Origin of the sequence: Cognatishimia sp. 1_MG-2023, from assembly GCF_030548175.1 — a bacterium.
GTDB lineage: Bacteria > Pseudomonadota > Alphaproteobacteria > Rhodobacterales > Rhodobacteraceae > Cognatishimia.
On the sequence record NZ_JAUORX010000002.1, the window covers coordinates 276,655 to 297,149 of the forward strand.

Consider the following 20,495-nt stretch of genomic DNA (forward strand, 5'->3'; position numbering starts at 1 on the left):
TAAAAAGTGTTAGCGCTCTTTGACGTAAGGCTCTCCGCCGGCCCGTGGAGGGATAGCGCGCCCTACGAAACCAGCCAAAATCACAACTGTGAGGATGAATGGTAGGGCTTCCATGAACTGAACGGGAATCACCACGCCAGCGACTTCGATGCTCTGAAAGCGCACAGCAAGAGCTTGCAAAAGGCCAAACAGCAAACAAGCATACAGCGCATACCAAGGGCGCCATTTCGCAAAGATCAAAGCGGCGAGGGCGATAAACCCTCGACCAGCGGTCATGTCTTTGATGAAACCAGCTTGTAAGCCTGTTGCTAGATATGCACCAGCAACGCCACAAAGAATGCCGCAGATCGCAACAGCGGTGAACCGTAGACGCACAACTGAAATGCCTGCTGTATCGACAGACGCCGGATTTTCACCCACAGCCCGTAGGCGCAGACCAAAGCGCGTGCGGAACAAGACCCACCAAGTGAGTGGAACCAAGGCGACAGCCACATAGACCAACGCACTATGGCCCGAAATTAGCTCTTCGTATGTGGGGCCAAAGTACGGGATGGATTCAAACATATCCGCAAATGGCAGAGTTATCGGGTTGAGGCGGCCTTCGCCCATAAGGGATGGCGTACGGCCCCCTTGTTTGAACCAGTCTTGTGCAATCAAAACGGTCATACCGGCCGCAAGCATATTGATCGCTACACCTGAAATCAGTTGATTGCCCCGGAATGTGATAGATGCGATCCCGTGGATGGCCGACAGGATCAGCGACGCGCCGATGCCTGCCAAAAGGCCGATCCAGACATTGCCTGTGATGGCAGCAAAGGCAGCGGCAGCAAACGCCGCCGCGAGCATTTTACCCTCGAGACCAATATCAAAGATGCCGGCGCGTTCAGAGTAAAGGCCAGCCAAGCAAGCCAGCAAAAGAGGGATAGCCAAACGCACGGAGCTGTCCAGCACCTGAAGGAGGGTTAGGAAGTCCATTATGTGGTCTCTTTCTTGTTCAACGCGAGGAACAGGCGTTCCAACGGCATCCGCACCATATTATCGAGAGCCCCAGTAAAGAGGATCACCAAGGCCTGGATGACTACAATCAATTCACGCGGGATGCTTGTCCAAAGAGCGAGTTCTGCGCCACCTTGGTTCAAGAAGCCAAACAGCAAAGCTGCCATTAGGATGCCAATGGGATGGTTGCGCCCCATCAAGGCCACAGCAATACCAACAAACCCAGCGCCTTCTGTGGAATTCAGGATCAACCGTTCACTTTCGCCAAGGGTTGTGTTGACTGACATCATGCCAGCCAAAGCGCCGGAAATGAGCATCGCAATTACAGTGATCCGTAATGGTGAGATACCAGCATATTTTGCGGCAGTTTCAGATTTGCCAAAGCTGCGGATGTCATAGCCTAGCTTTGTGCGCCAGATTAACAGCCAGACCACGACGCAGGCCGCCAGTGCAACGAAGAACGTAACGTTAGCAGGCGCACCACGGAACATCCGAGAGCCTTCTGGTGCGAACATTTCGTGGAAGTTTGGCAAATGAACCGCATCCGGGAATGTCGCTGACGCTGGGTCCATGGAGCCGGTTGGGCGTAGAACCTCGACCAACAAATACCCCAGAACCGAAAAGGCAATGTAGTTGAACATGATGGTCGTAATAACGACGTGGCTACCGCGTTTTGCCTGAAGGTAGGCCGGAATAAACGCCCAAGCTGCACCGAATAGGGCTGCACCAATGGACGCGCCAACAATTGCTAAAGACCAGTGTGGCCAAGGAATATAGAGACACACCAAAGCAACACCGACGCCGCCAATCATGGCTTGGCCTTCACCGCCGATATTGAATAGGCGCGCGTGAAAGGCCACAGCGACGGCGAGGCCCGTAAAGATGTAGTTTGTTGTGTAATAGAGTGTGTAACCCCAACCTGCGCTGCGCTTCAGTGCGCCGTCGACCATGAGTTGAAACGCTTCTACCGGGTTTTCACCGATGCCCAAGATGACGAGGGCACTAAAAAATGCGGCCAATGCTAAGCTGATTAGCGGCACAAGTAGGACGTCGGCCCATACTGGCATTTTACCCATCAGGCGTTCTCCCCAGTCATACCGGCCATTAACAGGCCTAATTCTCGTTCATCTGTTTCCGCTGCAACACGCTCGCCCATGATTTTGCCATCGAACATAACGGCGACACGGTCGGCGAGTGACAGGATCTCTTCGAGTTCCACGCTGACCAGTAGAATGGCTTTGCCTTGGTCACGTAGGGCAATGATTTGCTCGTGAATGAACTCAATCGCGCCAATGTCGACACCGCGGGTTGGTTGGCCGATGAGTAGCAAGTCGGGATTTCGTTCGATTTCGCGCGCCACAACAATTTTCTGTTGGTTGCCGCCAGAGAAGTTTTTGGCTGCTAGATGTGGGTCGGGCGGACGCACATCAAATCGCTGCATTTGATCGGTGGCTTTCTCGAGAATAGCTTTGTTGTCCATGAACATACCAGATTGGTATTCAGGTTCATGGTGGTAGCCGAAGACAGAGTTTTCCCAAGCAGTGAAGTCCATAATCAGACCTTCGCGCTGGCGATCTTCGGGTACATGCGCAATTCCAGCAGCACGTCTTGCTTGGCCATCAGATCCAGCGCCTTTGAGCGGTATCTCAGTGCCATTCATACGAATGGTTCCGGTACCCTCTGCGAATCCTCCTAGGACTTCTAGCAATTCTGACTGGCCGTTCCCGGCCACCCCTGCGATGCCCAAAATTTCTCCGGCGCGGACCTCAAGGTCGATGCCTTTGACGCGCAGCACGCCCTTGTCATCAACCACGCTTAGGTTTTCGATCTGTAGCACCTGTGCGCCTGGTATCGCGGGTTCTTTATCGACACGCAGCAGTACTTTGCGGCCCACCATCAATTCAGCCAAGCCTTCAGGGCTGGTTTCAGAGGTTTGGACCGTAGCCGTCATTTCGCCACGGCGCATAACGCTCACGGTGTCAGTGTATTCCATGATCTCGCGCAGCTTGTGCGTGATAAGAATAATGGTTTTTCCTTCTGTACGCAGGCGATCCAAAATGCGGAAAAGCTGATCTGCTTCGGAAGGTGTTAGAACCCCAGTGGGTTCGTCGAGAATAAGAATATCTGCCTGACGGTACAGGGCTTTTAGGATTTCTACACGCTGTTGATGACCGACGCTTAGGTTTTCGATCAAGGCGTCTGGGTCAACGTTCAGCTCGTATTCTTTTGCAAGCTGTGTCAGCTCCTTGCGCGCCTTTGAAAGCGATGGGCGCAAGAGGGCGCCACTTTCGGCACCTAGAATGATATTTTCAAGGACCGAGAAGTTTTCAACCAACTTGAAATGTTGAAACACCATGCCGATGCCCGCCGCAATTGCTGCTTGGCTGTCAGGAATGACGGTCTTCTTGCCTTGGATGTAGATGTCGCCTTTGTCCGCTTTGTAGAATCCATAAAGGATTGACATCAAAGTAGACTTTCCCGCGCCGTTTTCCCCGATAATACCGTGGATCGTGCCTGGACGGACCGAAATAGAGATATCTTTGTTGGCCTGAACAGGACCAAAGGCTTTTGAAATTCCCTTAAGCTCGAGTGCCAAGGGGGCGTCAGCGGGAAGGGCGGCCAATTCTGGCCGCCCTGTGTTAAGCGAATTGCTCATTTAAGATCAGAATTCCAGAACTGAGCAGGATTCTGCAGCAGCATAGTCTTCTACTTTAACTTCGCCGGAAACGATGGATTTGGTTGCCATTTCTACAGCGGCAGTCATTTCTGCAGTCACGAGAGGTGCATTGTTTTCGTCAAACGCGACGCCAACGCCTTCGGCGGCCAGATTAAGATTCTGGAAACCAGTTTCCAGATCAGCACCATCTTTCAGTGCGTTATAAACAGCCACGTCAACGCGCTTCAGCATAGAAGTCAAAACTTTGCCCGGGTGCAGGTGGTTTTGGTTTGAGTCAACACCGATGGACAGGATGCCTTCGTCTGCTGCCACTTGCAGAACACCAACACCGGTGCCGCCAGCTGCCGCAAAGATAACGTCTGCGCCATCAGAGATTTGCGCTTTTGTTAGCTCGCCGCCCTTTACCGGGTCATTCCATGCAGAAGGCGTGGTGCCGGTCATGTTGGCAATCACTGTCGCGTCTGGGTTTACAGATTTAACACCCTGTGCGTAGCCACATGCAAACTTACGGATCAACGGGATGTCCATGCCACCGATGAAACCAACAGTGCCGGATTTGGAAGCTTCTGCTGCCATAACGCCCGCCAAGAAAGAGCCTTCGTGCTCTGCAAAGCTGATTGTCAGAACGTTAGGAAGGTTTGCCCAACCGTCGATGTTGACGAATTTGGTTTCAGGATAATCAGGTGCAACCTGTTCGATTGGAGTGGTCATGGCAAAGCCCATGGTCACAATCGGGTTTGCACCAGCTTCTGCAAAGCGACGCAGAGCTTGTTCGCGTTGTGCTTCGGACTGCAGTTCGATTTCCAAGAATTTGCCGCCAGTTTCTTCTGCCCAGCGTGTCGCGCCTGCAAAGCCAGCTTCGTTAAATGACTTGTCGAACTTGCCGCCAAGATCGAAAATCAGCGCAGGGTCAGCAGCAGCAGCACCAGCGGTCAGAGCAGCAGCAGCAGCGGCGCCCAGGAATTTCTTCATCAGGGTCATGTGTATCTCCCACATTATTGTATAGGCCCAGTCTATCCCTCGCGCCGGGCCTTGGTGTTCAGATCTTTCAGATCAATGTACAAATTTGGCCGGACAGGTAGGGGAGGGTCAACTGGTTTTTTTGACCAACTGGCCCAGATTTCGTCACCCGGTTTCAATTATTATAGGGAGCGAGACATGATAAGAGCATCGACTTTGTCTCCATTTGTCCGTGCGTAATACTCTGGTCGAGTGGAATTTGTTTTGTAATCGTTTGATAAATAAATGTTTATCGCGACTGCGTTGTCTGCGGCAACCTCTAGAAATGTTGTCGTCGCACCCCGCAACTTTGCAGTCTCATGGTATTGATTAAGAAATAATCGCCCCAACCCAAGACCTTGAAATTCTGGATCGACAGCAAGCGTTAGAAGCTCGGATTCATCCGCAATGACCCGGCCAAGGGCAAAGCCTCGTGAATCGCCCTCACAAAAGCAGAGTGGGCTTTCCAAAAAGCTAGCAAATTCAGATGATTCCCAAGGTCTAGAATCATTAAAAGCCGCTTTGTGGATTTTCGAAAGCGATTCCGGTGTCATAGGATTTTAGGCGGTTGGTCCCGGGCGGGTGCAGCGTCGGCGCTTCGAATGTACAATGGTGCTGGCCGAGGATTATCTGCCCCTAACCGCGCGCTCGCGCAACGTGCGATATTTGACGCCAGAATATCCCCAGTCGGTGGCGACAATATTTCGCGTTCACTCGTATAGGGCGCCGGCGTCAGATGGGGTGCCTTGCCGCTTGCTTGATCCAGCACATAGATATGATCGCGAGGCGCTGGAACGGTTGCAACACAATTTGACGAATGCCCCCAACGTGTTGCATCAAATGTGGAAACGCCGATGGCTGGAATATTTAGAGCGAGCGAAAGGCCGCGTGCCGCAGAAACAGAAATTCGAATGCCGGTAAAATTACCCGGGCCAATCCCTACGCCAATGGCCGATAGGTCATTCCAAAAATGGCCTTGGTCGGTCAGAAGTGTTTCAAGCAGAGGCATCAGCTCTTCTGCTTGGCCGCGAGACATCTCTACCACTTTGGACGCCAAAATTTCGTCACCACGCAACAAAGCGGCCGCGCAGTGCGCGGCCGATGTATCAAACGCCAAAATCAGTGGATCAGACACCAACAGGGCGAACCTCTGTGACTTCTGGGATGTAATGGCGAAGCAGGTTTTCGATACCCATCTTCAACGTAACAGTAGACGATGGGCAACCTGCGCAGGCGCCTTGCATGTACAGATAAACCACGCCGCGTTCGAAGCCGTGGAACGTGATGTCACCACCGTCTTGTGCAACAGCAGGGCGCACGCGTGTGTCCAGCAATTCTTTGATTTGGTCAACGATTTCGCTATCTTCGCCAGAGTGGTCAGCATGGCCGGATGGGGCTACGCTATCTGCTGCTAAAACAGGTTGGCCAGACTGAAAATGCTCCATGATAACGCCCAGAATAGAAGGCTTCACATGGTCCCATTCTGTGCTTTCACCCTTGGTCACAGTGACAAAGTCATGGCCCAAAAATACGCCAGTCACACCGCTGATAGTAAAAATCCGTTCAGCCAGTGGCGAAGCAACCGCGCTTTCAACGTTTGGAAAGTCTGCAGTGCCTGCTGACAAAACCGTTTGGCCCGGCAAAAATTTGAGTGTCGCAGGGTTCGGAGTGGATTCAGTTTGAATAAACATCAGTGTGCCTTTCGTCTCTGTCTTCCGATATGCGTGGCCTTATTCAAAGTGTCAAGGTTTGGAACTATTCTAAAAGGGTGAGATAGGCCCGACACAAATGAAAAAGCCGGGTCTCCCCGGCTTGTTGTAGCGTTTGAATTAGGTGATCGCCTCTAGCCGTTCCTTGGACATATCGCCGGGAACAATGGTCACTGGGATAGGCAACGAACCAGAATTACGTGTCAGTTGTGTTACTAAGGGCCCTGGGCCACCTTTTTCGGTACCGGCTCCTAGGACAAGAACGCCAACATCTGCGTCTTCTTGAATTTGGGCTAGGATTTCGTTCAGGGGTTCGCCTTCGCGAATAACCAACTCCGGATCAACATTCTGGCGGTCCCGCATCCATTTTGCGAAGACTTCGAAATGCACTTCGATCCGCTCACGCGCTTCTTGGCGCATGATGTCACCGACGCCAATCCAGTGATTGAACTCTTCTGGTGGAATAACTGACAAAACCTCGACGCCACCGCCGGTTTTTGCAGCTCGCATTGCGGCAAACCGCATAGCATTTAAACATTCGCGGCTGTCATCCAGCACGACTAAAAACTTGCGCATGAAATTGCCTCCTTCTGCGTATCATGGCGGAAGCGCGGATTAAGGGCAATGCTTGATGCACCAGGCAAGCGATTGCGTTTCATGCCCTTTGCCAAAGAACCGAAAATAAAATCGAAAGAAAAATGGCGCGAACCTACGTTGCGCGCCATTCTAAATACTTAAATTTAAGGCTTAAACGATATTCAAGCGCCCACCATGCCAACGATGCGGTAAGTTTCCTTTAGGATTGGCGTAGCTATTTCACGCGCACGTTCCGCACCCTTTGCCAAGATCGCGTCGATTTCCGTTGTGTCTTGCATTAAGCGCGACATCTCTCCGGAGATGGGTGATAGCTTTGCTACTGCAAGATCAGCCAAAATTGGTTTGAACTCCGAGAATTGCTTTCCACCAACCTCTGCCAACACTTGATCAACTGACTGATCGTTCAACGCCGCATAGATGTTCACAAGATTGCGCGCTTCGGGACGGCCCTCTAGGCCATCAGCTTCGGAAGGCAAGGCTTCTGGATCGGTCTTGGCCTTGCGGATTTTTTTGGCGATGGTGTCAGCGTCATCGCGTAAGTTAATGCGCGATGCGTCAGACGGATCAGATTTTGACATCTTCTTTGTGCCGTCACGCAATGACATAACGCGTGTTGCCGCGCCTTCTATCACAGGTTCTGGGATCGGAAAGAAATCGACACCATAGTCGTGATTGAATTTAGTTGCGATATCGCGTGTCAATTCAACGTGTTGCTTTTGGTCTTCGCCAACAGGCACATGGGTTGCGTGGTATAGCAAAATATCCGCGGCCATCAAAGCAGGGTAGGCAAACAAACCAAGCGAAGCATTTTGCGAATTTTTGCCAGCTTTGTCTTTCCATTGCGTCATGCGCTGCATCCAACCCATTCGAGCGACACAGTTAAACATCCAGCCAAGCTGTGCGTGTTCTGGCACCTGCGACTGGTTAAACAGAATGGACTTGTCCGGGTTTAAACCAGAGGCGATGTAACCCGCACATAATTCATATGTCGCATGGCGCAGTTTCGCTGGGTCTTGCCAAACGGTGATCGCGTGTTGATCAACCATGCAATAGATTGATTGAACACCGGTCTCTTGTGTATCGACAAAGCGCTTCATCGCGCCAAGATAGTTGCCCAAGGTCAGGCCGCCCGACGGCTGAATGCCGGAGAAGACTCGTGGGGTAAAGTCAGAGGACGTTTGGACCGCCTCGTTCATATCAGATACTCCGTCTGGAATTTATTGCTCGCTTGGCTTACCCATGGCGGGAAATGCCGTCAAGGAGCACGTCTAATGTCGCAACCGCACAATACCAGCCCGTTTAATGCCATCCCGCCTGTTGTGGGGGCGTTGGCGCTGGCGATCATTGGTATCGAATTGGTGTTCTACCTTGGAAGTAAAGGGCTGGTTGGTGGACCACAGTCTATTGCTTGGCGACTGGCGACGGTGCAGTCCTATGCCTTCTCTCCGGATATCCTCGCGTGGATGTGGGATAGTGGAGTGTGGCCTGCGGAACATCTTGTTCGGAATGTCAGCTACTTGTTTTTGCACGGTAACTTTACGCATGCCCTGTTTGCCAGCGTGATCGTATTGGCCCTGGGCAAAATGGTAAGCGAAGTTTTTCATCCGCTCGCGATCTTAGCCGTGTTTTTCCTGTCAGGGATCATTGGGGCCGTGGTGTATGCCTTAGCTTGGACAAATGCGCCACCGCTGATCGGCGCCTACCCCGGAGCCTACGGTTTTATTGGTGCCTACACGTATTTGATGTGGACCAAGCTCCGCATGGTCGGCGAAAATCAGTCACGCGCCTTTAGCCTGATTGCGCTGTTGTTGGGTATCCAGCTTATATTTGGAGCTTTGTTTGGCGGCAGCGGTGATTGGGTAGCTGATCTAGCCGGTTTTGTTGTCGGGTTTGGTTTGTCATTCGTCTTGGTGCCGGGCGGATGGGCACGTATTCGCGCGATGCTTCAACACGATTGATCAAGCAAATCGGTAGAGGGGCTTTGCCCCTCTTGGCTTGTAGCCAATTCACCCCAAAGTATTTGGATCAAGAAAGAGCCGCCGGTCTAAGTCCGGCCTGCTCGCATTATTTCTTTTAGGTTGAAAGCGCCGATGCGCTGGCCTATCGCAAAATATGCTGCAGCCCCGATTGTAATCAGCCCTAGCAGTGCGAGATAGCGCCAGCTTGGTGTGTTCAGGGCGGTATTGAGCAATAGCATCGCCCCGAACAGGGCGGCTCCCATTGCGAATGAAGCGATGCAGATACGCCATACTCGTTTTGTGAAACGAGTATCAAACCGTGCGACATCACCGAATTTTCGTGCATTCACTGCAAGCAAAACGACCATTGCCCAGCCTGCAACTGTTGTGGCTACAGCAGGCGCCATCCAACCGATGAACGGGTGCAGCCCAAAAGAAAGGCCTGCATTGATGACCATCGCCCAAATCGCGAAACGGAACGGTGTTTTGGTGTCTTCGCGTGCAAAGAACAGTGGTTGAAGCAGTTTTTGAAGTACAAAAGCAGGTAAGCCCAGGCCATAGATAGCCACAGCGGCAGCAATAGCCATACTGTCATCTGCAGTTGTTGCACCGCGCTCATACATCACGGAAACTAGCGGCAGTGGGATAATTAGAAACGCCACAGCACAAGGTATTGTCAGGGCAAGTGCGAATTCGCCGGCGCGAGAATAGGCTTCGCGTGCGCCAAGCTCATCTCCCGCTTTTAGGCGACGAGAGAGGTCGGGCAAAAGAACGATACCAATCGCGATGCCAACAACACCTAAGGGTAGCTGATAGAGCCGATCAGCCGCGAAGAGCCAACTGATTGCCCCCTCTGTTCTTGAGGCCACCAATTGCCCGACAACAAGGTTGATTTGCATGACGCCTGACGCCAGCGCAGCCGGGACAGCAACCGTCACCATATGGGACATGTCTGGTGTCCAGCGCGGCATGGCGGGGCGTAACGAAACGCCTGCGCGTTCCGCTGCGATCCAAACCAAACCCAGCTGTGCAATACCGGCGACAGGTATTGTCCAAATCAGCCAATGGATGACGTCATGGCCCAACATTGCGCCAATGGTCATGGCAGTTACAGCGAAAATGTTCAGCAATACAGGGGCCGCAGCGGCTGCTGCAAATCGGCCCGTGGCGTTTAGGACTCCAGAAAATAAAGCGGCTAGCGACATGAAGAAGATGTAGGGAAATACGATACGGCCATAACCGACGGTCAGATCAAACCGTTCGTCGCCATAAAACCCTTCGGCAGTTACCCAAACCAATGCAGGCATAAACACCATGGCAAGTCCGGTGAGGGTTAGGACTACCGTCGCTAAGCCATTAAGCGCATCACGTGCAAAGGCCTCGGCTTCTTCATTGGCTTCATACTTCTTCGAAAACAAAGGCACAAAGGCCGCATTAAACGCCCCTTCGGCGAAGAACCGACGAAACATGTTGGGCAAGCGAAAGGCGGCCACAAAGGCATCTAGACCAACGCCAGGCCCGATTAAGCTAAGAATCATTATCTCTCGGGCAAAACCCAAAATACGGCTCAGTAAGGTCCAAAATCCAACGGTGAGAAATCCGCGCATCAGCCGGATAGGCTTCATGAATTTGCCCTTTCTCTGCCTTTGGCAATGGCTTCGATCAACCGTTTTTCCAAAGTCCGTTGCTTGCTTTCCGAATAGAATTTTAGGCCAAACATGTCTTTTACATAGAATGTATCAACGACCTGTTCGCCATATGTCGCGATAACGGCCGAGGCGATATATACATTGCTGTTTGCCAAGGTGCGGGACAAATCAAACAACAAACCTGGACGGTCACGGGTGTCGACTTCGATAATCGTGTAGATCGCTGACCCTTCGTTGTCGAAGGTGATTGTCGTTGGTACACGGAAAGCGCGCTCGCGTTTTTTCAACACGTCGCGAGATTTCATAGCTTCAGAGGCGACAACTTCGCCTTTTAAGGTCCTATGAATCATTTTACTTAGACGGGCATGGCGGCTTGCTTCGTATGGGTGCCCGTCGGCATCTTGAATCCAGAATGCTGCAGTCGCAAAGCCATCTTTTGTTGTGTATGAGCGTGCATCGACCACATTGGCGCCGACCAATGCCAACGCACCAGAAATCCTTGCGAATATTCCCGGGTGATCTGCGATAGCGAAACAAACACGCGTCGCATCGCGGTCATCATCAGGATGCAGGTCAATGCCGATCTCTTCGTTCGAAAGCCCGTCGAGAAGCTGTGCAAAAATGGCGTGTGTTTCGAGGGGAAGACCCTGCCAATAGGGATCGTAATGACGCCCAGTTTCTTTCTTGAGCTTTTTGGGTTCCCAATTCGGCAATTGCTCTTTCAAACGTTTGCGTGCTTCAGCGCTCCGGGTTTTTTGGTTAACGACCTCTAACCCATTTTCCAAAGCGTTTCGCGTTAAGCTGTAAAGGTTGCGCAGAAGCGTCGCTTTCCAATTGTTCCAAACATCTGGGCCAACGCCTCGGATGTCGCAAACGGTCAGAACCGTCAAAAGATCGAGACGCTTTACTGTTTTTACAGCCTTTGCAAAATCACGGATGGTGCGTTCATCTGACAGGTCTCGTTTTTGGGCAACATCGGACATGAGCAAGTGATAGCGCACCAGCCATTCGACTGTTTCACAGTCTTCTTTATTCAATCCAAGACGCGGCGCGACTTTGCGCGATATTTGCGCTCCTAGAATAGAGTGGTCAATATCGCGGCCTTTGCCAATGTCGTGCAAGAGCATGGCAACCATCAGAACCTTGCGATTGATCTTTCCCTTTAGGATGTCAGACGAAAGCGGCAGTTCTTCGATCAGCTCTTTTCGCTCAATTTGGGCGAAGGTCGAAATGACCTGAATTGTGTGCTCATCGACCGTATAAGAATGATACATGTTAAATTGCATCATCGCGACAATCGGTTCGAATTCTGGGATGAACGCAGACAACACCCCAAGTTCATTCATGCGTCGCAGGGCGCGTTCTGGGTTGCCGTGTTTTAGCAGCGTATCAAGGAAAATTCGCTGAGCCTCACGGTCTTCTCGCATACCATTATCAACGAGATGCAAATTTGCAGTCACAAGACGCATCGCATCAGGATGTAGAAGCAAGCCAGTGCGCAAGGCTTCTTCGAAAAGGCGCAAGATATTCAGCTTATTGGATAGGAACGTGTCCTCATCCTCGATGGCAAGGCGGTTGTTGGTGACTCTGTAGCCGTCTCTTGTTTTGGGGCGACGTCGCAAGATGCGTTCAAGCAAAGGTGCCGCTTTTTGATGCGCGTCCTCCAGCTTTGTTAGCAAAATGCGGGTTACGTCCCCAACAGCGGTCGCGTTGCGGAAATAGTCTTGCATGAAATGCTCGACGGCACGACGACCGCCTTTGTCAACGTAGCCCATGCGTTCTGCGACCATGACCTGCATGTCAAACGACAATTGTTCCATTGGCCTATTATTGATCAGATGCAGGTGCGCGCGTGTCGCCCAGAGGAAATTCTCGGCACGCTTAAACAGCTCAAGCTCATCTTCTTGAAATAACCCAAGGTCTACCAGATCGTGGACGTCGTTGACGTGGTACACATACTTGGCGATCCAAAAGAGCGATTGTAAGTCGCGCAATCCGCCTTTGCCTTCTTTGACATTAGGCTCAACGACATATCTCTGACCTTGTTTTTTATGCCGCTCGTCGCGTTCGGCAAGTTTGGCTTCGATGAATTCTTGCTCGGTGCCATTGAACAGCTGCGTTTCCAAAGATTTCTTAAGCGAACCAGCCATCGGGCTGTGACCAGCCAAAAACCGATGTTCGAGTAGGGCGGTTCTAATTGTGAAATCCTCACCGCCTAGGCGAATGCAGTCTTTGATCGTACGTGAGCTATGCCCAACTTTTAGACGCAAGTCCCAAAGCATATAGAGCATGGATTCAATGACGCTCTCCGCCCAACCAGTGATTTTATAAGGTGTGAGGAATAGCAGATCGACGTCAGATTGCGGAGCCATTTCCCCACGCCCATATCCACCAACTGCAAACAACGCGATTTTCTCGCCTTTGGTTGGATTTGGACGTGGGTGAAGTGCATGTGTCGCCACGAAATGCGTGGTGTTCACCAAGCAATCGGTCAACCACGTATAAGCGCGTGTCATAGGCCGTGCATCGAATGGACGGTCTTCGAACCCTTTTTTGATTGCGGCCATGCCTTCTTTGCGGACATCGCGCAGCAGGTTGACGACAGTGCTTCTTAAGTCGCGGGCATCTTTTGCATTTGTGCAAGCCTCTAATATTGCCGCGCCCAGCTGGGCGCGGTTTACAATTAGATCAGGCTCACAAATGAGATCACCGGGAGGAACCGGTAGGAAAGCGGTGGGTTTAGAAGCCAGTTCCGCCAAAACTTCTTGGTGCTGGGTCAATGATTACAACCTGTTTATCGCGGATCGTGGCGACAGCCAGACCACGTTCGTTTGTTCCGTCCGCACGAAGGCGGAAAATGCCGTTAACCCCTTTAAAGCCTGCGCCCTGGGTCAATGCTGTTGTCGTGAGAGCGTTGCTCTTGCCTTGTTTGATCAATGCGCCAATAGCGGCAATGCCATCATAAGCCAATCCGCCAATTGGATGGGGTGCAGCGCTATATGCTGCTGAATATCTATCGCGGAACTGCCCTGTCAGGGCTGGATCAGGCATTGCAAACCAGCCACCTTGCACGCCCGGTAGATCAAGCGTCTGAGCTGGAATATCCCAGCGCGTCAAGCCAATGTACTGAACCGTGTCTGGGCGCAGGCCCGCCTCTGGTAGCAATTGTGAAAACAACGGCAAGGATCCCGATGTGTCTGATGTCATAAAGATCGCGTCGGCGCCTGTACGGCGTACGGTATCTCGGATGTCATCAACGGCTGCCACAACGCCTTGCTGTGAAAATTCGTACCCAACGGAACCCGCGTTAGAGCCACCGTTCGCAGCGAGTGCTATGGCAATGGCCTCACGTCCTGCTGCACCAGCGACATTCTGCGCATGGACCGTCACAATACGAGATTTCCCGTTTCGTGCCGCAAAGCGCGCGAGTCGATCTGCTGTGTTTTTGAAGGTGGCTCCCAACACGAACACGTTGCCACCAGCGATGGAGGTGTTGTTTGAAAAGGACAACACGTTCACGCCCTTGCCGGCCAACGCCACGCCAACGGCATTTGTGGGTCCGCTACGTACTGGGCCGAGAATAATCTTAGCGCCGTCACCAACAGCTTTCAGCGCCACAGTCTGAGCTGTCGCCGCGTCTCCGGCAGTGTCGTAAACACGCAAGTCAATTTGAACGCCGTCAAGGTCAGTCATCGCCAAACGTGCAGCGTTTTCAAGGCTCTTAGCAAGAAGTGCATCACCAGTCGCGGTAGAGCCACGCGGAACCAAAAGGGCAACTGGAACCGGTTTATTCGGGTTCACGGATGGACCTGTACTAACGGCGATTGGTTCACACGCTGCAAGTATCGCTGCAGCACCAAGAGCAACTGCCCCTTTCAGAATGTTCCGGCGGAGTTTAAAAGCGGCAAACATGAATACTATCCTTACTACAGTGTCAAAAACCGAGTCAGATTTTGCGGTTTTTTACGGATCACTTATTTGTGGCGGATAATAAACACCGAGACCGGAGGGTCCAGCTTTGAATCATCAGATCGTACCATTGAAGGCAGGGCTGTACTTTGTGGCAACACCCATAGGCACGGCGCGCGACATCACCTTAAGAGCGCTTGATATTCTCGCGAGCGCGGATGTCATCGCTGCCGAAGACACCCGGTCATTGCGCCGCTTATTGGAGATTCACGGAGTGCCCTTAGGGCAACGCCCCTTACTTGCATACCATGATCATTCGGGTGCTGGCACACGCGGGAAGCTTTTGGATTACTTATCCCAAGGCAAATCAGTGGCCTATGCAAGCGAAGCAGGCACGCCCTTGATCGCCGACCCGGGTTATCATCTGTCGCGCGACGCGAGCGAAGCTGGTTACCTTGTCACTTCAGCCCCGGGGCCGTCTGCAATTATTACCGCGCTTAGCCTTGCTGGTCTCCCGACGGATGCATTTTTCTTTGCAGGTTTCATGCCAAACGCCAAGAACGCGCGCAAAACAGGTATTGAAGCCGTCAAAGACGTGCCCGGTACGCTGGTCTTTTATGAAAGTCCTCGTCGACTGGTCGAGATGCTAAAAGACGCAGCCCATGTCCTTGGGGGAAATCGACAGGCCGTCGTGTGCCGCGAATTGACCAAGAAATTCGAAGAGGTCCAGCGGGGCACTTTGCTAGAGCTTGTTGATATTTTTCATGAACGCACGATCAAAGGAGAGATCGTTGTATTGATCGACCGCGCTGGTGCGAATGAGTCGTCAGAAGATGATGTCGAAACTGCATTGCGCAAAGCCTTGGAGACCATGACGGTTCGCGATGCCTCTGAAGTGGTTGCGCAGGCATTTGGCGTCAATAAACGAAAAATTTATTCCATGGCCCTAAGCATGAAGGACTGATTACACATCATTAGGTCGCCCATGGGCAAAACAGCAGCTCTAAGAGGAAAACGCGCATATCTATCTGGGCAATCGGCAGAGCAAACCGTTCTGGCGATCTATGAAAGAAATGGTTTCGTGCTCGCCGCTCAAAGATGGCGCGGTGGTGGCGCCGAAATTGACCTCATCTTTCGGGATGGAGATACCTGTATCTTTGTCGAGGTGAAGAAAAGCCGCGATTTTGCAAAGGCAGCTCAGCGTGTTTCTACTGCCCAAGCCCACCGGATAATGAATGCAGCCTCTGTTTTCGTTGCTCAAGAACCAAAGGGGCAATTGACCGATATGCGCTTTGACGTTGCCTTGGTGAACGCCGTTGGGGAAACACAAATTCTTGAAAATGCGCTAATTGCCAACTGATCCACATTGCAAGGAGGGGTTGGCTACGCCATGTAGTGGGCAGACACTAAGAGGGACGCCCATGAAAATCGCCTTTCAAATGGATCCGATCGACCAAGTCGATATCAACGCTGACAGCTCATTCCGCATTGCCGAAGAAGCGCAGGCGCGGGGTCATGAATTGTTTTATTACTCTCCTGACCAACTCGCCTTTGAAGAAGGTGAAATCACCGCGCGTGGCCATTCTATGGTTCTAAGGCGTGAGCAGGGGAACCATGTTGATCTTGGCCCGCTGACCAAAGTGTCTCTGGCCGATTTTGATGTGGTTTGGCTACGCCAAGATCCTCCGTTCGATATGAATTACATCACCTCAACACATCTGTTGGATCGCCTAAAAGGTCAGGCATTGGTGGCGAATGATCCATTCTGGGTGCGCAATTATCCGGAAAAACTGCTGGTCCTAGATTTTCCTGATCTAACCCCGCCAACCACAATCGCGCGCGATTTGGATACGATCAAAGAATTCAAAGCCAAACACAGCGACATTATTCTCAAGCCGCTCTACGGAAACGGCGGCGCTGGCGTGTTCCGGTTGGATGAAAACGACCGTAACCTTTCTTCGTTGCACGAACTTTTCACGGGCTTCAGTCGCGAGCCTCTGATCGTTCAAAAGTTCCTGCCAGACGTGAGCAATGGCGACAAACGCGTCATTCTTGTTGATGGTGAGCCTGTAGGCGCAATCAACCGTGTACCTGCAGCCGGCGAAACGCGCAGCAACATGCACGTCGGCGGCCGGCCTGAAAAGATCGGTCTAACGGAACGCGACCTAGAGATTTGCGCAGCCATCGGGCCGCTGCTCAAAGAAAAAGGTCAGGTCTTTGTCGGGATCGACGTCATTGGCGACTACCTGACAGAGATTAACGTGACCTCGCCAACTGGCATTCAAGAACTTGAGCGTTTTGACGGCGTGAACATTGCCGAAAAAATTTGGGAAGCCATTGAAGCTAAAGTTACTTAGGGTCGTTAGGACTTTTGGGCCGTCAGTCGAAAGCTGACGGCCTCCGCGATATGGGGTCGAAGCACATCTTCGCTTTGATCCAAATCCGCGATGGTGCGTGCGACGCGCAATACTCGGTGATAACCCCTTGCGGTTAGGCCAAACTTTTCCGCCACCTTCGACAAAAGTTCGCGCCCATCGTTATCTGGGGTCGCGATCTCTTCCAACAATTTACCTTGTGCATCAGCATTGGATCGCGCCGCAGGATGTTCGCGAAATCGGTCTTCTTGAAGCTGCCGAGCCTGCAAAACACGCGCTGCCACTTGCGCCGATGTTTCCCCATCAGCAGGCAAATCCAAGTCGGTATAGGCGACAGGTGGAACTTCGATCCGTAGATCAATCCGGTCCATCAAAGGCCCGGAAATCCGCCCCAAATAGTCGTCCCCACAATTGGGAACACGGGCGCATGCACGCGCTGGGTCATACATATACCCGCATTTACAAGGGTTTGCCGCCGCCACCAGCATAAATCTGCACGGGTAACTGACGTGTGCATTGGCGCGGGCCACCATGACTTCTCCAGTTTCAATAGGTTGCCTAAGTGTCTCGAGGACCGACCGAGAGAACTCGGGAAATTCGTCTAAGAACAGAACACCATTATGCGCCAAGCTGATTTCCCCGGGAGAAGCGCGACGACCCCCTCCGACGATCGCGGCCATAGAGGCGGTGTGGTGGGGTTCTCGAAAAGGGCGTTGCCGTGAAATGCCGCCCTGATCCAATAGGCCGGCTATTGAATGGATCATGCTAGTTTCGAGCGCCTCTATTGCGGAAAGGGGCGGTAGGATGGAAGCCAATCGTGCAGCAAGCATAGATTTACCCGAACCGGGTGTTCCAAGGAAAAGAATATGATGCCGCCCTGCGGCCGCGATTTCTAATGCCCGCTTGGCGCGCTCTTGGCCTTTTACATCGCGTAAGTCTTTGAATTGCGTACCGTTCGTGACTTCCCCCGGCAGGCTTGGCGTAATCGGGTTTTGGCCGGAATAGTGGCGGACCACATCCGCCAGCGTCTTTGCAGCAATCACTTGGGCCGCTCCGACCCACGCAGCCTCGGGGCCAGAGGCATGTGGACACAACAGGCTGCGGTCTTCTTCCGCGGCAGACATCGCGGCTGGTAGCGCTCCGATTACGGGTACAAGTGATCCGTCCAGCGATAGCTCCCCTAAACTGACTGTACTTTCCACAGCATCTTTCGGAATAATATCGAGGGCCGCCAAGAGTGCCATGGCGATAGGGAGATCAAAGTGACTGCCTTCTTTCGGTAAGTCAGCAGGAGAAAGATTTATGGTGATCCGCTTGGACGGCAGAGCAATCGCCATCGACGTAAGAGCGGATCGCACACGATCCCGTGCTTCTGAAACGGCTTTGTCTGGCAATCCAACAATCGAAAATGCGGGTAACCCTGGCGCAACAGCGCATTGCACCTCTACCTGATGCGCTTCTACGCCTTCAAAGGCGACTGTATAGGCCCGAGTAACCATAACGCCCCCGTTGGTTTCTATAACCTTAGGGGGCGCTTGGTTATTGATTGGTTAACTCGAAGTCGTCTCGTTCACCAACGCCATAAACGCAGGCCAAGCTTCTGGATCGGCCATCGTCTTGTCCCGGCAAAGCGCGTTGCAAAAACCGTATGTCACGCCATTCAGCTCAAGCATATGCGTGCTCGGCTTGCCGCTATAGGGGCAGTTTGGATTCACGGCTGGCGCATCGCTTTCAGTCGCCTCCAAGGCTTTAGGCCCCGGCCAAGCCAATGTAGCATGCGGCTGATCATACCGGCTTAGGTGTGCACCTTGGACAAGCCCCAATGCGCGCCAACGGCGAAAGGCGGGGTCGGACAGATGTGTATCTACATAAGCTTTCGCAAGATCACTCATCGGCAGATTATATCCTGCCAAACGGGCAGCTACTGGTGCATACATCGCATCAACCGCGCTGAATTCACCGCACAGCCAAGGCCCATCAAGGCATTCTGATTTAGCCCAAGCCCAAAGCGTTTCAAGCCGCTCCAAATCCGTTAGAACTTCGTCTGAAGGGTCTGCCCAGTTAAACGCTGTTCGCAAGTTCATCGGGCAAGCTGCGCGCAATGCAAAAAAGCCCGCATGCATCTCAGCCGATAGATTTCTCACGATTGCGCGTTTCTTTGGATCCGACGGCCAAATCTCGGCCTCTGGGTGGCGCGACGCCAGCTCTTCGGCAATCGCATAGCTTTCCGAAACGATCGCGCCTTCCGGCGTGCGGATAGTCGGAACGGTTCGGGCCGGTTCAAAGCTTGCCAACTGTTCAGCGACAGTCGCTTTGGAATGAAAATCCAACAATGTCACTGATTTCGGTAAGTTGAATTTTTCAAACAACAACCAGCCACGTAGGGACCACGAAGAGTAGGCGTAATCGCCAATTACAAGATCATAAGTCATGCCAACAGACTAAGTAGGTATGCTCAATTCTCGAAACGAATATTTGTGACGTATTCAATCAAGATACGTGATTGATCTTGCCGACTTGCCAGCTTTCTTCGATGCGAATGTCAGTCACGGACAGGTTGTCGATCTTATGTCCAAACGCCTCGTATCCTGTGAGCGATAGGGCGCGCTGGATCTGAGTGATGATCACACCAAAATGCGCAACAAGGATGATGTTTTGCCCTGCATGGGTCAAAATAAGCCGGTCTATGGCTGTGTTGACACGTCCACACACGTCGTTCCAGCTTTCGCCATTCGGCGGACGTACGTCCCCGGGGTTATCCCAAAAGGCGCGAATGTGTTCTTGATCTTCTACCTCTGTGTAAGTTTTCAACTCCCAATCGCCGAAATACATTTCGCGCAGATTCGCATCGTGATCCAAACGCGGACGATCCTTTTGGATCGCATCGGCCGTTGCAATCGTTCGGGATAGGTCCGATGAAATCACGACGGCATCATTTGGCAAATATGCATCTAGCCGTGCTAACGCATCGGTATCTGACAAATCCGCAGGTAAGTCAGACCATCCGATCATCGATTTTGCATGGGTTGGGCCGTGCCGTACCAGATAAATATGTGTCATGGCAGTTGGCCCTTGAGGACTTGAGGTACTCCGGCAACGACAAAAACTGCAAGGTCACTGGCTTCGGCAAGGGCTTGGTTCAATTGGCCTTGTTCTTGGCGGAACTGCCGGGCAAGGGCATTGTCTGGCACGATCCCCATGCCAACTTCGTTAGAGACTACCACAACGCGCCCAGAACAACTTTGCAGAGCCAGCACCAAAGCTTTGCTTTCAGCCGCAATATCGTTTTCTGCAAGCAAATGGTTTGTCAGCCACATCGTCGCGCAATCCAGCAAGACGACTTGATCGCTTTGCACCAGTGCTAACGCACCAACCACATCTTGCGGCGCTTCTACCGTTTGCCAATTGGGGCCGCGCATTTCGATATGTTTGTCGACCTTGTCGCGCATCTCAGAATCATAGACCTGCGCCGTGGCAATATAGACCCGTGGTGCGCCACTTTCTGTGATCAATCGTTCGGCAAATGCTGATTTGCCCGAGGCAGCGCCCCCTAGAACGAAAGTCAATTTTGGCAACATGGCAGCCTCATAAGTGATCCGAAACGGTCCGACCTGCGTAATACGCTT

The 20,495-nt window shown here is 52.3% G+C and carries 20 protein-coding genes; 4 read left to right on the forward strand and 16 right to left on the reverse strand.

What is annotated here, in order from left to right; genetic code table 11:
* Positions 1-9: 9 nt before the first annotated feature.
* From Q4544_RS04350 to trpS, 9 genes are all read right to left on the reverse strand, one after another.
* Complete coding sequence (locus tag Q4544_RS04350; protein WP_303504260.1) at positions 10-975, reverse strand: ABC transporter permease; 966 nt, start codon at positions 973-975, stop codon at positions 10-12.
* The gene (locus Q4544_RS04355; RefSeq protein ID WP_303504261.1) at positions 975-2,072 is read right to left on the reverse strand and encodes an ABC transporter permease; all 1,098 of its coding nucleotides are present in this window, start codon (positions 2,070-2,072) and stop codon (positions 975-977) included. Before Q4544_RS04355 ends, Q4544_RS04350 begins: the two co-directional genes overlap by 1 nt.
* A complete protein-coding gene (locus Q4544_RS04360) occupies positions 2,072-3,652 on the reverse strand; it encodes an ABC transporter ATP-binding protein (protein WP_303504262.1) in 1,581 nt (526 codons plus the stop codon). Before Q4544_RS04360 ends, Q4544_RS04355 begins: the two co-directional genes overlap by 1 nt.
* A gap of 6 nt (positions 3,653-3,658) precedes the next feature.
* Complete coding sequence (locus Q4544_RS04365; RefSeq protein WP_303504263.1) at positions 3,659-4,654, reverse strand: BMP family protein; 996 nt, start codon at positions 4,652-4,654, stop codon at positions 3,659-3,661.
* 161 nt (positions 4,655-4,815) lie between these two features.
* Entirely contained in the window at positions 4,816-5,226 is a 411-nt protein-coding gene (locus Q4544_RS04370; protein WP_303504264.1) for a GNAT family N-acetyltransferase, read from the reverse strand.
* Entirely contained in the window at positions 5,223-5,807 is a 585-nt protein-coding gene (tsaB, locus tag Q4544_RS04375) for a tRNA (adenosine(37)-N6)-threonylcarbamoyltransferase complex dimerization subunit type 1 TsaB (protein ID WP_368411211.1), read from the reverse strand. Before tsaB ends, Q4544_RS04370 begins: the two co-directional genes overlap by 4 nt.
* Entirely contained in the window at positions 5,800-6,363 is a 564-nt protein-coding gene (locus tag Q4544_RS04380) for a NifU family protein (RefSeq protein WP_303504266.1), read from the reverse strand. The genes tsaB and Q4544_RS04380 overlap by 8 nt, the downstream gene beginning before the upstream one ends.
* 138 nt (positions 6,364-6,501) lie before the next feature.
* Positions 6,502-6,957: a universal stress protein gene (locus tag Q4544_RS04385; RefSeq protein ID WP_303504267.1), complete on the reverse strand. Its 456-nt coding sequence runs from the start codon at positions 6,955-6,957 to the stop codon at positions 6,502-6,504.
* A gap of 182 nt (positions 6,958-7,139) precedes the next feature.
* Positions 7,140-8,174: a tryptophan--tRNA ligase gene (gene trpS, locus Q4544_RS04390; RefSeq protein ID WP_303504268.1), complete on the reverse strand. Its 1,035-nt coding sequence runs from the start codon at positions 8,172-8,174 to the stop codon at positions 7,140-7,142.
* Between the two features lie 75 nt (positions 8,175-8,249).
* On the opposite strand from trpS, the gene Q4544_RS04395 reads away from it, so the two are divergent.
* Positions 8,250-8,936: a rhomboid family intramembrane serine protease gene (locus Q4544_RS04395; protein ID WP_303504269.1), complete on the forward strand. Its 687-nt coding sequence runs from the start codon at positions 8,250-8,252 to the stop codon at positions 8,934-8,936.
* Positions 8,937-9,022: 86 nt separating this feature from the next.
* On the opposite strand, the gene murJ is transcribed toward Q4544_RS04395, so the two are convergent.
* Genes murJ through Q4544_RS04410 form a run of 3 tightly spaced genes read right to left on the reverse strand, consistent with a single transcriptional unit; the run spans position 9,023 to position 14,497 of the window.
* On the reverse strand, positions 9,023-10,561 hold the full coding sequence (gene murJ / locus Q4544_RS04400) for a murein biosynthesis integral membrane protein MurJ (RefSeq protein WP_303504270.1): 1,539 nt from the start codon (positions 10,559-10,561) through the stop codon (positions 9,023-9,025).
* Positions 10,558-13,365, reverse strand: coding sequence for a [protein-PII] uridylyltransferase (locus Q4544_RS04405; RefSeq protein WP_407063027.1), 2,808 nt, complete (start codon positions 13,363-13,365; stop codon positions 10,558-10,560). The genes murJ and Q4544_RS04405 overlap by 4 nt, the downstream gene beginning before the upstream one ends.
* Positions 13,325-14,497, reverse strand: a complete 1,173-nt coding sequence (locus Q4544_RS04410) for a penicillin-binding protein activator (protein WP_303504271.1) — start codon at positions 14,495-14,497, stop codon at positions 13,325-13,327. Before Q4544_RS04410 ends, Q4544_RS04405 begins: the two co-directional genes overlap by 41 nt.
* Positions 14,498-14,603: 106 nt before the next feature.
* Between Q4544_RS04410 and rsmI the strand changes: the two genes are divergently transcribed.
* The 3 genes from rsmI to gshB all read left to right on the forward strand — a co-directional run bounded on the left by rsmI (position 14,604) and on the right by gshB (position 16,851).
* On the forward strand, positions 14,604-15,458 hold the full coding sequence (rsmI, locus tag Q4544_RS04415; protein ID WP_303504272.1) for a 16S rRNA (cytidine(1402)-2'-O)-methyltransferase: 855 nt from the start codon (positions 14,604-14,606) through the stop codon (positions 15,456-15,458).
* A gap of 21 nt (positions 15,459-15,479) precedes the next feature.
* On the forward strand, positions 15,480-15,854 hold the full coding sequence (locus tag Q4544_RS04420) for a YraN family protein (RefSeq protein WP_303504273.1): 375 nt from the start codon (positions 15,480-15,482) through the stop codon (positions 15,852-15,854).
* 61 nt (positions 15,855-15,915) lie between these two features.
* Positions 15,916-16,851, forward strand: coding sequence for a glutathione synthase (gshB, locus tag Q4544_RS04425; RefSeq protein ID WP_303504274.1), 936 nt, complete (start codon positions 15,916-15,918; stop codon positions 16,849-16,851).
* 5 nt (positions 16,852-16,856) lie between these two features.
* Here gshB and Q4544_RS04430 read toward each other — a convergent pair whose 3' ends face one another.
* From Q4544_RS04430 to cobU, 4 genes are read right to left on the reverse strand one after another with little or no spacing between them, the layout of a single operon-like run.
* On the reverse strand, positions 16,857-18,368 hold the full coding sequence (locus tag Q4544_RS04430; protein WP_303504275.1) for a YifB family Mg chelatase-like AAA ATPase: 1,512 nt from the start codon (positions 18,366-18,368) through the stop codon (positions 16,857-16,859).
* A gap of 51 nt (positions 18,369-18,419) precedes the next feature.
* Positions 18,420-19,301, reverse strand: a complete 882-nt coding sequence (locus tag Q4544_RS04435) for a glutathione S-transferase N-terminal domain-containing protein (protein WP_303504276.1) — start codon at positions 19,299-19,301, stop codon at positions 18,420-18,422.
* Between the two features lie 58 nt (positions 19,302-19,359).
* Positions 19,360-19,929: a histidine phosphatase family protein gene (locus Q4544_RS04440; protein ID WP_303504277.1), complete on the reverse strand. Its 570-nt coding sequence runs from the start codon at positions 19,927-19,929 to the stop codon at positions 19,360-19,362.
* The gene (gene cobU / locus Q4544_RS04445; protein ID WP_303504278.1) at positions 19,926-20,447 is read right to left on the reverse strand and encodes a bifunctional adenosylcobinamide kinase/adenosylcobinamide-phosphate guanylyltransferase; all 522 of its coding nucleotides are present in this window, start codon (positions 20,445-20,447) and stop codon (positions 19,926-19,928) included. The genes Q4544_RS04440 and cobU overlap by 4 nt, the downstream gene beginning before the upstream one ends.
* Positions 20,448-20,495 lie beyond the last annotated feature (48 nt).

Coding starts and splice junctions, on each gene's coding strand:
- cobU (WP_303504278.1), bottom strand. CDS start 20,447: ATGTTGCCAAAATTGACTTTCGTTCTAGGGGGCGCTGCCTCGGGCAAA.
- Q4544_RS04385 (WP_303504267.1), bottom strand. CDS start 6,957: ATGCGCAAGTTTTTAGTCGTGCTGGATGACAGCCGCGAATGTTTAAAT.
- Q4544_RS04365 (WP_303504263.1), bottom strand. CDS start 4,654: ATGACCCTGATGAAGAAATTCCTGGGCGCCGCTGCTGCTGCTGCTCTG.
- Q4544_RS04410 (WP_303504271.1), bottom strand. CDS start 14,497: ATGTTTGCCGCTTTTAAACTCCGCCGGAACATTCTGAAAGGGGCAGTT.
- Q4544_RS04430 (WP_303504275.1), bottom strand. CDS start 18,368: ATGGTTACTCGGGCCTATACAGTCGCCTTTGAAGGCGTAGAAGCGCAT.
- murJ (WP_303504270.1), bottom strand. CDS start 10,561: ATGAAGCCTATCCGGCTGATGCGCGGATTTCTCACCGTTGGATTTTGG.
- Q4544_RS04350 (WP_303504260.1), bottom strand. CDS start 975: ATGGACTTCCTAACCCTCCTTCAGGTGCTGGACAGCTCCGTGCGTTTG.
- Q4544_RS04370 (WP_303504264.1), bottom strand. CDS start 5,226: ATGACACCGGAATCGCTTTCGAAAATCCACAAAGCGGCTTTTAATGAT.
- Q4544_RS04440 (WP_303504277.1), bottom strand. CDS start 19,929: ATGACACATATTTATCTGGTACGGCACGGCCCAACCCATGCAAAATCG.
- Q4544_RS04395 (WP_303504269.1), top strand. CDS start 8,250: ATGTCGCAACCGCACAATACCAGCCCGTTTAATGCCATCCCGCCTGTT.
- gshB (WP_303504274.1), top strand. CDS start 15,916: ATGAAAATCGCCTTTCAAATGGATCCGATCGACCAAGTCGATATCAAC.
- Q4544_RS04355 (WP_303504261.1), bottom strand. CDS start 2,072: ATGGGTAAAATGCCAGTATGGGCCGACGTCCTACTTGTGCCGCTAATC.
- trpS (WP_303504268.1), bottom strand. CDS start 8,174: ATGAACGAGGCGGTCCAAACGTCCTCTGACTTTACCCCACGAGTCTTC.
- Q4544_RS04435 (WP_303504276.1), bottom strand. CDS start 19,301: ATGACTTATGATCTTGTAATTGGCGATTACGCCTACTCTTCGTGGTCC.
- Q4544_RS04380 (WP_303504266.1), bottom strand. CDS start 6,363: ATGTTTATTCAAACTGAATCCACTCCGAACCCTGCGACACTCAAATTT.
- Q4544_RS04360 (WP_303504262.1), bottom strand. CDS start 3,652: ATGAGCAATTCGCTTAACACAGGGCGGCCAGAATTGGCCGCCCTTCCC.
- Q4544_RS04420 (WP_303504273.1), top strand. CDS start 15,480: ATGGGCAAAACAGCAGCTCTAAGAGGAAAACGCGCATATCTATCTGGG.